Here is a 12920-nt window from a genome sequence, read left to right on the forward strand (position 1 = left end):
GTGTGGCCTGCTTCAGGCGAAGGACTTGCCTTCGGCCACCAGCTTGCGGATCAGCGGTGCCGGCTCCCAGAAGGCCGCATCGTCGTGCGGGTTCCGGGCAAAGCGCTTCATCGCCTCGGCCACGTTGTAGAGGCCGACCTGGCCCGCGTAGTGCATCGGGCCGCCGCGCCAGATCGGGAAGCCGTAGCCGGTGAGGTAGACCATGTCGATGTCGCCCGCCTTCGAGGCGATGCCGTCCTCGAGGATGTGCGCGCCTTCGTTGACCAGCGCGTAGACCAGGCGTTGGACGATTTCCTCGTCGCTGATCTTGCGCGGCGTGATGCCTTCGTCCTTGCGGTGCTGCGCGATCAGGTCCAGCACGACCTGGCTCGGAATCGCGTCGCGCTTGCCGGCCTGGTAGTCGTACCAGCCCGCGCCGGTCTTCTGGCCGAAGCGGCCCAGCTCGCAGAGCTTGTCGGCGGTCTTGCTGTACTTCATGTCGGCGCGCTCGGTGGCGCGGCGCTTGCGGATCGCCCAGCCGATGTCGTTGCCGGCCAGGTCACCCATGCGGAACGGGCCCATCGCGAAACCGAACTTCTCGACCGCGCGGTCGACCTGCTGCGGCGTCGCGCCCTCGTCCAGCAGGAAGCCGGCCTGGCGCGAGTACTGCTCGATCATGCGGTTGCCGATGAAGCCGTCGCACACGCCCGACACCACCGCCGTCTTCTTGATCTTCTTGGCCACGCCCATCACGGTGGCCAGCACGTCCTTGCCGGTCTTGGCGCCGCGCACCACTTCCAGCAGCTTCATCACGTTGGCCGGGCTGAAGAAGTGCATGCCCACCACGTCCCGCGGACGCTGGGTGAAGGCCGCGATCTTGTCGACGTCGAGCGTCGAGGTGTTCGACGCCAGGATCGCGCCGGGCTTGGCCACGCGGTCGAGTTCGCCGAAGACCTTTTCCTTGACGCCGAGTTCTTCGAACACCGCCTCGATGATCAGGTCGGCGTCCTTGAGGTCGTCGTAGCTCAGCGTGGTGCTCAGCAGCGCCATGCGCTGCTCGTACTTGTCCTGCTTGAGCTTGCCCTTCTTGACCTGGGCTTCGTAGCTCTTCTTGATGGTGGCCACGCCGCGGTCGAGCGCCTCCTGCTTCATCTCGAGGATCTTGACCGGCACGCCGGCGTTCAGGAAGTTCATCGAGATGCCGCCGCCCATGGTGCCGGCGCCGATCACGGCCACCGACTTGATCTCGCGCTTGGGCGTGTCGTCGGCCACGTCGGGGATCTTGCTCGCGGCGCGCTCGGCCATGAACAGGTGGCGCAGCGCCAGCGATTCGGGCGTGAACATCAGCGCGGTGAACAGGCGGCGCTCTTCGGCCAGGCCGTCGTCGAACTTCATCTTGGCCGCGGCCTCGACGGCATCGACGCACTTGAGCGGCGCCGGGTAGTTCTTCGACATCCCGCCGACCATGTTGCGCGCGAACTGGAAGTAGGCGTCGCCCTGCGGGTGCTTGCACGGCAGGTTGCGCACCAGCGGCAGCGCATCGCCGGTCTTGCCGGCGACCGACTTGGCGAAAGCCACGGCTTCGTCGAACAGCGATTCGGCCGAGGCCGACAGCGCGTCGAACAGCTTCTGGCCCGGCAGGCTGGCCAGCACTTCGCTCTTCACGGCCTCGCCGCTGACGATCATGTTGAGTGCGGTTTCCACGCCGAGCACGCGCGGCAGGCGCTGCGTGCCGCCGGCGCCGGGCAGCAGGCCCAGCTTGACTTCGGGCAGCGCGACGCTGGTGCCCGGTGCGGCCACGCGGTAGTGGCAGCCGAGCGCGAGCTCGAGGCCGCCGCCCATGCAGACCGAGTGGATCGCGGCCACGATCGGCTTGGTCGAGGCTTCGAGCGCGAGGATCACGCTCAGCAGGTTCGGGTCCTGCAGCGCCTTGGCGGTGCCGAATTCCTTGATGTCCGCGCCGCCCGAGAAGGCCTTGCCGGCACCGGTGATGACGACCGACTTCACCGCGTCGTCGGCCAGCGCCTTCGCCAGTCCGTCGGTGATGCCCACGCGCGTCGCAAAGCCCAGGCCGTTGACCGGGGGGTTGGCCAGCGTGATCACGGCGACCTCGCCGAGCACTTTGTATTCAGCCGTCATGCTGCTTTCCTTCGAATGAGAGGGTTGGAGAGGATGAACCGCGGAGCACCCCTCGCCCGGCGCAGCGCGCCCGGCGGGGACTGTCTCCGAAAAGAACGACTGTTCTTTTTTTCTGGAATTCTAGGCATTTCCGGCGACCGGGCAATGTCGCCCAGTCGCTGTTGGGACAAGGCGTCCGGATGCGGGAACGGATACCGGACGCAGAGGACGCAGAAATCACGCAGAAGACGCGAAAGAACGGCCAGATGTGTTCCTGTTCCTTTGGCGTCTTCTGCGAAATCTTCGCGCCCTCTGCGTCCGGAAGTCCGCTCTCGACAGCCGATCCTAGACCTCGAGCCATTCCTTGCGCGTGGCCGCATCGGCGCGCAGGCCGTCGGGCGTGCCGTCGAACACGATGCTGCCGTGGCCCATGACCAGCGCGCGGTCGGAGATCTGCATCGCGATGGTGAGCTTCTGCTCGATCAGCAGCACCGACACGCCGCGGTCCTTGAGCCGCTTGAGGTATTCGCCCACCAGCTCGACGATCTTGGGCGCCAGGCCTTCGGTGGGCTCGTCGATGATGATCAGGTCGGGGTCGCCCATCAGCGTGCGGCACAGCGTAAGCATCTGCTGCTCGCCGCCCGAGAGCACGCCGGCCTCGTTGTGCTGGCGTTCCTTGAGCCGCGGGAACATCGCGTACATGTCGTCGAATGACCAGCGGCTGGACTTGACCGCCGCCTTGCCCTTCTGGCCCAGCAGCAGGTTCTGATGCACCGTGAGCTTGGGGAAGATCTCGCGGTTCTCGGGCACGTAGCCGATGCCCAGGTGCGCGATCTCGTAGGCCTTGCGGCGCAGGATGTCCTGGCCCTTCCAGTGCAGGCCGCCCTCGGCATGCACCAGGCCCATGATGGCCTTGGCGGTGGTCGAGCGGCCCGAGCCGTTGCGGCCCAGCAGCGCGACGATCTGGCCCGGCTGGACCTCGAAGGACACGCCGTGCAGCACATGGCTCTTGCCGTAGTAGGCGTGCAGGTCTTGGAGTTTCAACATGTCAGGTCTCCCGCCGGGCCGCCCCAAGGGAGGCCGCGGCCCCCTCGGGGGGCAGCGAATACACGAAGTGATGAGCGTGGGGGCAAAGTCATCAGTGTCCTCCCTGCGCATCGGCGACAGCGGAGCCGAGATAGGCCTCCTGCACCCGCGCATTGGCGCGCACCGCGGCCGGCGTGTCGAAGGCGATCACCTCGCCGTAGACCACCACCGCGATCCGGTCGGCCAGGCCGAACACCACCCCCATGTCGTGTTCCACCGTCAGCAGCGTGCGACCCACGGTCACCTCCTTGATGAGCGCGATGAAGTGCGCGGTCTCGGTCGTGCTCATGCCGGCCGTGGGTTCGTCCAGCAGGATCACGCTGGCGCCGCCGGCGATGGTCACGCCGATCTCCAGCGCGCGCTGCTCGGCGTAGGTCAGGTTCACCGCCAGCACGTTGCGCTTGCGGTCCAGGCCCACCTGGCGCATCAGCTGTTCGGTGCGCTCGTTGGCATCGTCCAGGTTCGACAGGAAGCGCAGGAAGGTGTAGCGGTAGCCCAGGCTCCACAGCACGCCGCAGCGCAGGTTCTCGAACACGCTGAGCTTGGGGAAGATGTTGGTGATCTGGAAGCTGCGCGACAAGCCCATGCGGTTGATTTCATAGGGCCGCATGCCGTTGACCCGCTGCCCGTTGAGCAGCACGTCGCCGCTGGTCGGCGTGAGCCGGCCGCTGATGAGGTTGAACAGCGTGGACTTGCCCGCGCCGTTGGGCCCGATGATGGCGACGCGCTCGCCGGCCTTCACCGCGAGGTTGGCGCCACGGATGATCTCGGTCTTGCCGAAGTTCTTGCGCAGGTCCTTGAGTTCCAGTGCGTAGTTCAATGTGGCGCTCATGCCGTCTCCCCGCGCTTGATCTCGCGCTCGATCACTTCCTGTGCCGCGCCCCACTCACGCACGAAGCGGCGACGCACGATTTCCAGCAGCACGCCGCCGACGACCATCAGGCCGACCGAGACCGTCCAGCTGGTCGCGCTCGAGGTGTCGAGCGTGAAGCCGAAGAAGCGGACCGTCGGGCCCAGGGCCGCGTTGAGCTGCATGTGGTAGATCATCTCGACCACGCTCGCCACGCCGGCGACCAGCACGGCACCGGTCGCGAACAGCCCGGCGTAGAGTTTCCAGAAGGGCTTGAAGAGGCCGAACTTGGCCACCCGCAGGTTCATCATGATCAGGCTGGCCACGCCGCCCGGCGCGAACATCACCATGAACAGGAAGATCAGGCCCAGGTACAGCAGCCAGGCCTTGCTGAGCTCGGACAGCAGGATCGAGGCGAAGACCAGCAGCACCGCACCGATGATCGGCCCGAAGAAAAAGGTCGCGCCCCCCAGGAAGGTGAACAGCAGGTAGCCGCCCGAACGCAGGCCGTTGAGGCTGTCGGCCGCGTTGACGATCTCGAAGTTGATCGAGGCCAGCCCGCCGCCGATGCCGGCGAAGAAGCCCGCGATGATGAAGGCCGTGTAGCGCACGCGCTGCGTGTTGTAGCCGATGAACTCGACCCGCTCGGGATTGTCGCGCACCGCGTTCAGGATCCGGCCCAGCGGGGTGCCGGTGAAGGCGAACATCAGCGCGGTGCAGATAAAGCAATAGACCGCGATCAGGTAGTACACCTGCATCTGCGAGCCGAAGTTCAGGCCGAAGAAAGGCGTGCCGTAGACCCGGTTGGTGGTGATGCCGCCCTCGCCGCCGAAGAAGGTAGGGAACATCAGCGCCATCGAGGCCACGAGCTCGCCCAGGCCCAGCGTGATCATCGCGAAGGTGGTGCCCGACTTCTTGGTCGTGACGTAGCCGAACAGGATGGCAAAGAACATGCCGCCCAGGCCGCCCACCAGCGGGATCAGCACCAGCGGCACCGGGATGCTGCCCTTGGCCGCCAGGTTCATGGTGTGGATGGCGATGAAGGAGCCCAGGCCGGTGTAGACCGCATGGCCGAAGCTCAGCATGCCGCCCTGCCCCAGCAGCATGTTGTAGCTCAGGCAGATGATGATCAGGTAGCCGATCTGCGAGAGCATGGTCAGCGCCAGGCTGCTGCGGAACAGCATGGGCGCGACGATCAGCGCGATGGCGAACAGCGACCACACCAGGATGCGGCCGAGGTTCCAGGGCTTGAAGCGGTGGTAGCGCACGGGCGCCGACGCGGATGCAATTGAATTCATCTCAGTTTTCCAGCACGCCATTGCGTGACACACGACACATGAAACCGGCAGATCTCGAGGCGAGGGATACCGCGGAACCGGCTTTGCCGGGTCGCTGGTATCGCCCCCTTGAGGGGGAAGCGCCGCAGGCGCATCGGGGGTGGTCCAGGGATACCGCGGAACCGGCTTTGCCGGGCCGCTGGTATCGCCCCCTCGAGGGGGAGGCGCCGAAGGCGCATCGGGGGTGGGCTTGCATCTCAGTCTTCACGGGTGCCGAGCAGGCCCTTGGGGCGGAAAATCAGGATCAGCACGAGGAACAGGTACGGCAGGATCGGGGCGACCTGCGAGATGGTGAGCTTCATCAGCTCGTAGCCGAAGGTCTGGTCGGTCACGGCCACGCCCAGGCCCTGCAGGCCGGTGGCGACCGAATAGTCCATGGCCACGGCGAAGGTCTGGACGATGCCGATCAGCAGCGAGGCCAGGAAGGCGCCGGCCAGCGAGCCCATGCCGCCGACCACCACCACCACGAAGATGATCGACCCCACCGAGGCGGCCATCGCCGGCTCGGTGACGTAGGTGTTGCCGCCGATCACGCCGGCCAGGCCGGCCAGCGCGGCGCCGCCGCCGAACACCAGCATGAACACGCGCGGCACGTTGTGGCCCAGCGCCTCCACCATCTCCGGGTTCTTGAGCGCGGCCTGGATCACCAGCCCGATGCGGGTGCGCGTGAGCAGCAGCCAGACCGACACCAGCATCAGCATGGCGACCAGCATGATGAAGGAACGCGACTTGGGGAACTGGGTGCCGTAGAGCGTGAACAGCGGACCCTGCAGCTGCGTCGGCAGGCCGTAGGGCACGGTGGAACGGCCCCACAGCAGCTGCACCACTTCCAGGATCAGGTACGAGAGGCCGAAGGTCACCAGCAGCTCCGGCACGTGGCCGTACTTGTGGACCCGGCGCAGGCTGTAGCGCTCGAAGAGCGCGCCCAGCGCGAACACCACCAGCGGCGCAATGACCAGCGCCGGCCAGAAGCCGACCAGCCCCGAGATCGTGTAGGCCAGGTAGGCCCCGAGCATGTAGAAGCTGGTGTGCGCGAAATTGAGCACGCCCATCATGCTGAAGATGAGCGTGAGGCCCGAGCTCAGCATGAACAGCAGCAGCCCATAGCTGACGCCATTGAGCAGCGAGATGACAAAGAATTCGACGTTCATCGTTCCGTTCGGTGGTGAAAAGAAAAAGGCCCGAGTTGCGAAGTCGGGCCTCGACACTCAGGCGCGGGGGTACGTCAGGATGGCCGCTTCATCTCGCAGCTGGTGGGCGTGCTCGCGACATAGGCTTCGTAGAACTTGACCGGTGCCAGCGTGTAGCCGGTGTTCTCCGGGCTGTAGGGGTTCTTGGCATCGGTCTTCTGCCAGCGGGTGATGTAGAGGCCCTGCTGCAGCTGGTGGTCGGACTTGCGCATCTCGACGTCGCCATTGAAGCTCTTGAACTTCATGCCTTCCAGCGCCGCCGCCACCTTGACCGGATCGGTCGACTTGGTGCGCACGAAGGCCTCGCTCAGCATCGCGTAGGCCGTGTAGACGGCGGTGGTGTACATGTCGTCGTTGAAGCGCTTCTTGTACTCGGCCATCAGCGGCACCATCACGCCAGGGGCGTTGTAGTGGCTGTAGCCCACCTGGTAGACCTTGCCGTCGGAGGCCGCGCCCATGGCGGTCGGCGTGCCGGTGGTCACGGCGTAGTAGGTGTAGAACTTGACGTTGAGGCCGGCGTCGTTCGAGGCCTTGATCAGCAGGGCCAGGTCGGAACCCCAGTTGCCGGTGATCACGGTGTCGGCACCCGACTGCTTGATCTTGGCGATGTAGGGGGCAAAGTCGCGCACCTGGGCCAGCGGGTGCAGGTCGTCGCCGACGATCTGCACATCGGGGCGCTTGGCCTTGAGGTTTTCCTTCGCGTACTTGGAGACCTGCTGGCCGTGCGCGTAGTTCTGGTTGATCAGGTAGACCTTCTTGATGTCGGCCTGGTCCTTCATGAAGGTGGTCAGGGCCTCCATCTTCATGGACGTGTCGGCATCGAGGCGGAAGTGCCAGTAGCTGCACTTGCTGTTGGTCAGGTCGGGGTCGACCGCCGCGTAGTTGAGGTACAGCACCTCCTTGCCGGGGTTGCGCGCGTTGTGCTTCTCGAGCGCGTCCATGATCGCCAGCGCCGGGCCCGAGCCGTTGCCCTGCACCACGTAGCGGGCGCCCTGGTCCATGGCCGAGCGCAGCGCGCTGGTGGTTTCCTGGGGGCTCAGCTTGTTGTCGATGCCGATGATCTCGAACTTCACGCCGGCCACGTTCTTCTTGTTGAACTCCTCGGCCAGGAACTGGAAGGTCTTGAGCTGGTTGGTGCCGACCGAGGCCATCAGACCCGACAGCGGGTCGAGCCATGCGATCTTCACGGTTTCGCCCTGCTGGGCCCAGGCGCCGGCGGCGCTGGCGGCAATCAGGGAGGCGGCGAGAAACTTGACTGGAAATTGCATGGTTGTCTCCTGGGTCGTTGGTCTGAGTGCGAGCGAGATTACAAGCCTTTGCAGGTCGGACCGTCAGGGAATGCCCGTAACGGCCGCCTCGGAGAGAGCGTTTCTATCGCCCACGCGACAGGCGGCACGGAAAAATCCTACCGTGCGGTAGAACTTCGCCGTGCACCATCTCAGGGACGCTTCATCTGGCACGAGGTCGGGGTGCTGGCCACGTAGGGCTCGTAGTACTTGACCGGGGCCAGCGTGTAGCCGGTGTTCTCGGCGTCGTAGGGGTACTTCGCGCTCTTCTTCTCCCAGCGCGTGATGTAGAGCCCCTGCTGCAGCTGGTGATCGGACTTGCGCATCTCGATCTCGCCGTTGAAGCTCTTGAGCTTCATGCCTTCCAGCGCCGCCGCGACCTTGACCGGATCGGTCGACTTGGTCTGCGCGAAGGCGTTGTCCAGCAGCGAGAACACATGGTGGATCGAGGTCTGGACCATGTCGTCGTTGAGCTTCTTCTTGTAGCCGTCAATGCTCTTCTGCATGTCGCCGCCCATGTTGTAGTGGGCGTAGCTGACGGTGTAGACCTTGCTGTCGGAGGCCGCACCCATGGCGGTCGGCGCACCCGCGCCGTAGGCGTAGTAGGTGTAGAACTTGACGTTGCTCAGGCCCGCGTCGTTGGCCGCCTTGATCAGCAGCGACAGGTCGGAGCCCCAGTTGCCGGTGATCACGGTGTCGGCGCCCGACTGCTTGATCTTGGCGATGTAGGGCGCGAAGTCGCGCACCTGGGCCAGCGGGTGCAGGTCGTCGCCGACGATCTGGACATCGGGGCGCTTGGCCTTGAGGTTGTCCTTCGCGTACTTGGAGACCTGCTGGCCGTGCGCGTAGTTCTGGTTGATCAGGTAGACCTTCTTGATGTCGGCCTGGTCCTTCATGAAGGTGGTCAGGGCTTCCATCTTCATGGACGTGTCGGCGTCGACGCGGAAGTGCCAGTAGCTGCACTTGGCGTTGGTCAGGTCGGGGTCGACCGCCGCGTAGTTCATGTAGAGCATTTCCTTGCCCGGATTGCGCGCGTTGTTCTTCTCGATCGCATCCATGATCGCCAGTGCCGGACCCGAGCCGTTGCCCTGCATCACGTAGCGGGCGCCCTGGTCCATGGCCGAGCGCAGCGCGCTGGTGGTTTCCTGGGGGCTCAGCTTGTTGTCGATGGCGACGATCTCGAACTTCACGCCCGAGAGGTTCTTCCTGTTGAACTCCTCGGCGAAGTACTGCGTGGTCTTGAGCTGGTTGGTGCCCACGGCGGCCATCAGGCCGGACAGCGGGTCGAGCCAGGCGATCTTGACCGTCTCGCCCTTCTGGGCGAATGCGCCTGCGGCGGCGGATACGAGAACGACGGCTGCGACGGCCTGCAACGGGAACTTCATGACTTCTTTGTCTCCTGCGATGGAATGGAACGGAAAAGAGTCGCGGGCAAGGGTTCAGGCCACTGCCCGCGCGGGGCCGGTGGCACGGCCGACCTACCCTGCGGTAGGAAAGCCGCGCCGCCAGGGTTTCAGAGGCCGGGCAGCTTGTAGCCCTTGAGCTGCTCGCGCAGCTTGGTCTTCAGGATCTTGCCGGTGGCGCCGATCGGGATCGCCTCGACGAAGATCACGTCGTCGGGGATCTGCCACTTGGCGGTCTTGCCTTCGTAGAACTTGATCAGTTCCTCGCGCGTGACCTCGGCGCCCGGGCGCTTGACCACCGCCACCACCGGGCGCTCGTCCCACTTGGGATGGAACACGCCGATGCAGGCCGCCATGGCGATCGCCGGATGCGCGACCGCGATGTTCTCGATGTCGATGGAACTGATCCATTCGCCGCCGGACTTGATCACGTCCTTGCTGCGGTCGGTGATCTGCAGGAAGCCGTCGGCGTCGATGGTCGCCACGTCGCCCGTGGGGAACCAGCCGCGGCCCTGCGCGTCGGGCACCAGCGGGTCGCCGCCCTCGGCCTTGAAGTACTCCTTGACGATCCACGGGCCCTTGACCAGCAGGTCGCCGTAGGCCTTGCCGTCCCAGGGCAGTTCCTTGCCGTCGCTGTCGACGATCTTCATGTCGACGCCGAAGATCGCGCGGCCCTGCTTGAGGCGGATCGCGTCCTGGGCCTCGGCCGACATCTCCAGGTGCTTGTTCTTGAGCGTGCAGAGCGTGCCCAGCGGGCTCATCTCGGTCATGCCCCAGGCGTGCAGCACCTCGACGCCGTAGTCCTGCTGGAAGGCATGGATCATGGCCGGCGGGCAGGCCGAGCCGCCGATCACCGTGCGCTTGAGCGTCGAGAAGCGCAGGCCCGCGGGCTTCATGTGCGTGAGCAGCATCTGCCAGACGGTGGGCACGCCGGCGGCGTAGGTGACCTTCTCGGCCTCGATCAGTTCATAGACCGACTTGCCGTCGAGCGCCGGGCCGGGGAAGACCACCTTGGCGCCGGTCAGCGCGGCCGAATACGGGATGCCCCAGGCGTTGACGTGGAACATCGGCACCACCGGCAGCACCGAATCGCGCGCCGACAGGCCCATGACGTCGGGCAAGGCGGCCGCGTAGGCATGCAGGATGGTCGAGCGATGGCTGTAGAGCGCGGCCTTGGGGTTGCCCGTGGTGCCGCTGGTGTAGCACATGCTCGAGGCCGAGTTCTCGTCGAAGCTGGGCCAGGCGTAGTCGGTGGACTGGCCGCCGATCCAGGCCTCGTAGCTCACCAGGCCGGGGATGCCGCTGTCGGCCGGCAGCTTGTCGGCGTCGCACAGCGCGATCCACTTCTTCACCGTGGCGCACTTGGCATGCACCGCCTGCACCAGCGGCAGGAAGCTCAGGTCGAAGCACAGGATCTGGTCTTCGGCGTGGTTGGCGATCCAGGCGATCTGCTCGGGGTGCAGGCGCGGGTTGATGGTGTGCAGCACGCGGCCCGAACCCGAAACCCCGTAGTAGAGCTCCAGGTGGCGGTAGCCGTTCCAGGCCAAGGTGGCGACACGGTCGCTGAACAGCAGGTTCTCGCTGTCCAGCGCGTTCGCCACCTGGCGCGAACGCCGGGCCACGTCGGCCCAGCTGTAGCGGTGGATGTCGCCTTCGACCCGCCGCGACACGATTTCGCCGTCGCCGTGGTGACGTTCGGCGAATTCGATCAGGGACGAAATCAACAACGGTTGGTCTTGCATCAAACCCAGCATCTACAAACTCCTGTGTGAAATAACTTTGAAAAGCTTACCGACCGCAGATTCACGCAAGCTTTCGAAGCTTCCACAATGACACAAACCCGCACTGCACGGCACGCTCAATTCGGTGCGGCAGCCACTGGCGTGATCTTCGCGTCCGACAGCGTGGCGTCGAGCCGCAGCTGCGCCGGCCACGGCGCCCAGTTCGCGCCCAGCGCCAGCGTGTTCGGATCGCCGTTGCGCATGAAGGCGCCGACGCTGGCCATGACCGCGTTCGACAGCGCGATCCGCCCGGGCTTGTTGGCCTGGCTGAACTCGGCGTTGGTGAGCAGGGCCGGGCCGAAATTGCCGAACACGAAGGCCAGGTCGAAGGCATGGGCCGCGCCGTAGACGTCGTTCCAGGGCGCCGGGGCCTTGTCCCAGTCGAAGCGGTAGTGCCAGATGTTCGACTGGTGCTTCTGCATCGCGCCCAGCAGGTTGTCGCGGTTGGCCTCGAACAGGCTGCGCGTGATCAGGCCGGTGGCCGCGTTGTAACCCGTCCCCGGCTTGTCTACCGGCAGGTAGGAAGGGTCGATGATGTCTTCCACGGTGAGCGTGGGCGCCGCATCGGGGTTGTAGTCGAACATCATCTTGAAGCGCTTGGCATCGTCGACGATCCAGCCCGCCTTGAAGCCCGGGATGCCGAGCGAACCGAGCAGGCCCGCGAACAGCTTGCCTTCGTCGCGCGTGTTGCCCGTCAGGGCCGGCACCTGGATGTAGTTGCCGGCGTTGATGGCGCCGATCGGATCGACCGGGATCACCTGGCCGTCGGGAATCGGGTTGGCGCTGTTCAGGCCCGCGGCCTGGACCACGCGCAGCAGCGCCTTGCCATCCTGGGCGCGCAGGTAGTCCGCCACCTGGGCGGCGGTGCGTGTCGCGAGGTAGGTGCGCGCGGCCGCGGCGTCGACCGCGGTGCCGTCGGCGACCAGCAGCTTCTCGAGCAGGGTCTCGCCCTGCTTCGTCGAGGCCGGCGTCAGCGTGGGCAGCGTGCCGGCCGGCAGGTTGCTCGCCAGCGAGATCCCGCCGCTCATCTCGAAGACCTTGTGGAACAGCCCCTTGGCCATCGGCGAGGTCATGAGCGCCAGCAGGTTGGTGGCGCCCGCGGATTCGCCCGACAGCGTGACGTTGCCCGCATCGCCGCCGAAGGCCGCGGCGTTGGCCTGGATGTAGCGCAGCGCCGCCAGGATGTCGAGCAGCGCGAAGTTGCCCGAATCGTCGCCCGCCGTGCCGCCGGGGCGCAGCTGCGGCACGTTCAGGAAGCCCAGCAGGCCGAGCCGGTAGTTGGTGGTGATCACCACCGCATTGGCGGCCTTGGCCAGCGCGGCGCCGTCGTAGAGCGGGTCAGCCGTGTAACCCGAGATGTTGCTGCCGCCGTGCACGAACAGCAGCACCGGCAGCTTCTGGTCGGTGGTGGCCGGGCGCCAGACGTTGACGTAGAGACAGTCCTCGCTGCCCACCGGCTGGCCCAGCGTGGCGCCGATGGTGGCGTCGTAGGTGTTGTTCTCGCCCGGGCCGAACAGGCGGCCGAGCTGCAGGCAGGCGTTGCCGAATTGGGCGGCCGGGCGGATGCCGCTCCAGGCCTCGGGCTCGACCGGCGCGCGCCAGCGCAGGGCGCCGACCGGCGGCTTGGCGAAGGGCACGCCCTTCCAGGACCAGGTTCCGGTGCGGGCGCTGTCGTCCACGCCCTCGATCTTGCCGGCCGTGGTCTGGCGCACCATGGGGCCGTCGACCACGGGAGGCGCCAGACCACGGCCGGCAAGATCGAGGGCGTGGACGACAGCGCCCGCACCGGAACCTGGTCCTGGAAGGGCGTGCCCTTCGCCAAGCCGCCGGTCGGCGCCCTGCGCTGGCGCGCGCCGGTCGAGCCCGAGGCCTGGAGCGGCATCCGCCCGG

The 12920-nt window shown here is 66.1% G+C and carries 10 protein-coding genes; 1 reads left to right on the forward strand and 9 read right to left on the reverse strand.

Features of this window, described 5'->3' with window-relative positions:
- Positions 1 to 12: 12 nt before the first annotated feature.
- The 9 genes from A9977_RS20680 to A9977_RS20720 form a co-directional block, all read right to left on the reverse strand.
- On the reverse strand, positions 13 to 2118 hold the full coding sequence (locus tag A9977_RS20680; RefSeq protein ID WP_183026754.1) for a 3-hydroxyacyl-CoA dehydrogenase NAD-binding domain-containing protein: 2106 nt from the start codon (positions 2116 to 2118) through the stop codon (positions 13 to 15).
- 324 nt (positions 2119 to 2442) lie between these two features.
- Entirely contained in the window at positions 2443 to 3144 is a 702-nt protein-coding gene (locus tag A9977_RS20685; RefSeq protein WP_183026755.1) for an ABC transporter ATP-binding protein, read from the reverse strand.
- Positions 3145 to 3235: 91 nt separating this feature from the next.
- Positions 3236 to 4015: an ABC transporter ATP-binding protein gene (locus tag A9977_RS20690; RefSeq protein ID WP_183026756.1), complete on the reverse strand. Its 780-nt coding sequence runs from the start codon at positions 4013 to 4015 to the stop codon at positions 3236 to 3238.
- Positions 4012 to 5331 (reverse strand): branched-chain amino acid ABC transporter permease, encoded by a 1320-nt coding sequence (locus A9977_RS20695; protein ID WP_183026757.1) that lies wholly within the window; start codon positions 5329 to 5331, stop codon positions 4012 to 4014. Before A9977_RS20695 ends, A9977_RS20690 begins: the two co-directional genes overlap by 4 nt.
- Before the next feature lie 236 nt (positions 5332 to 5567).
- Positions 5568 to 6521 (reverse strand): branched-chain amino acid ABC transporter permease, encoded by a 954-nt coding sequence (locus A9977_RS20700; protein ID WP_183026758.1) that lies wholly within the window; start codon positions 6519 to 6521, stop codon positions 5568 to 5570.
- 74 nt (positions 6522 to 6595) lie between these two features.
- Positions 6596 to 7828 carry a branched-chain amino acid ABC transporter substrate-binding protein gene (locus tag A9977_RS20705; RefSeq protein WP_183026759.1) on the reverse strand — a complete coding sequence of 411 codons (1233 nt, stop codon included), beginning with the start codon at positions 7826 to 7828 and terminating at the stop codon, positions 6596 to 6598.
- A 170-nt stretch (positions 7829 to 7998) separates the two neighbouring features.
- Positions 7999 to 9231 carry a branched-chain amino acid ABC transporter substrate-binding protein gene (locus A9977_RS20710; RefSeq protein ID WP_183026760.1) on the reverse strand — a complete coding sequence of 411 codons (1233 nt, stop codon included), beginning with the start codon at positions 9229 to 9231 and terminating at the stop codon, positions 7999 to 8001.
- A 128-nt stretch (positions 9232 to 9359) separates the two neighbouring features.
- Positions 9360 to 11003 (reverse strand): 3-(methylthio)propionyl-CoA ligase, encoded by a 1644-nt coding sequence (locus A9977_RS20715; RefSeq protein ID WP_183026761.1) that lies wholly within the window; start codon positions 11001 to 11003, stop codon positions 9360 to 9362.
- Positions 11004 to 11107: 104 nt separating this feature from the next.
- Positions 11108 to 12745, reverse strand: a complete 1638-nt coding sequence (locus tag A9977_RS20720) for a carboxylesterase family protein (protein WP_183026762.1) — start codon at positions 12743 to 12745, stop codon at positions 11108 to 11110.
- Positions 12746 to 12796: 51 nt separating this feature from the next.
- On the opposite strand from A9977_RS20720, the gene A9977_RS20725 reads away from it, so the two are divergent.
- Positions 12797 to 12920 (forward strand): carboxylesterase family protein (locus A9977_RS20725; RefSeq protein WP_405054695.1); only part of this gene is annotated, 124 nt, incomplete at its 3' end.

This window comes from Variovorax sp. UMC13, from assembly GCF_014170375.1.
In the GTDB taxonomy this organism is placed as follows: domain Bacteria; phylum Pseudomonadota; class Gammaproteobacteria; order Burkholderiales; family Burkholderiaceae_C; genus Variovorax.

Excerpts from the sequence above, each read along its gene's own strand:
- A9977_RS20680 (WP_183026754.1), bottom strand. The coding sequence starts at position 2,118 with ATGACGGCTGAATACAAAGTGCTCGGCGAGGTCGCCGTGATCACGCTG.
- A9977_RS20685 (WP_183026755.1), bottom strand. The coding sequence starts at position 3,144 with ATGTTGAAACTCCAAGACCTGCACGCCTACTACGGCAAGAGCCATGTG.
- A9977_RS20690 (WP_183026756.1), bottom strand. The coding sequence starts at position 4,015 with ATGAGCGCCACATTGAACTACGCACTGGAACTCAAGGACCTGCGCAAG.
- A9977_RS20695 (WP_183026757.1), bottom strand. The coding sequence starts at position 5,331 with ATGAATTCAATTGCATCCGCGTCGGCGCCCGTGCGCTACCACCGCTTC.
- A9977_RS20700 (WP_183026758.1), bottom strand. The coding sequence starts at position 6,521 with ATGAACGTCGAATTCTTTGTCATCTCGCTGCTCAATGGCGTCAGCTAT.
- A9977_RS20705 (WP_183026759.1), bottom strand. The coding sequence starts at position 7,828 with ATGCAATTTCCAGTCAAGTTTCTCGCCGCCTCCCTGATTGCCGCCAGC.
- A9977_RS20710 (WP_183026760.1), bottom strand. The coding sequence starts at position 9,231 with ATGAAGTTCCCGTTGCAGGCCGTCGCAGCCGTCGTTCTCGTATCCGCC.
- A9977_RS20715 (WP_183026761.1), bottom strand. The coding sequence starts at position 11,003 with ATGCTGGGTTTGATGCAAGACCAACCGTTGTTGATTTCGTCCCTGATC.
- A9977_RS20720 (WP_183026762.1), bottom strand. The coding sequence starts at position 12,745 with ATGGTGCGCCAGACCACGGCCGGCAAGATCGAGGGCGTGGACGACAGC.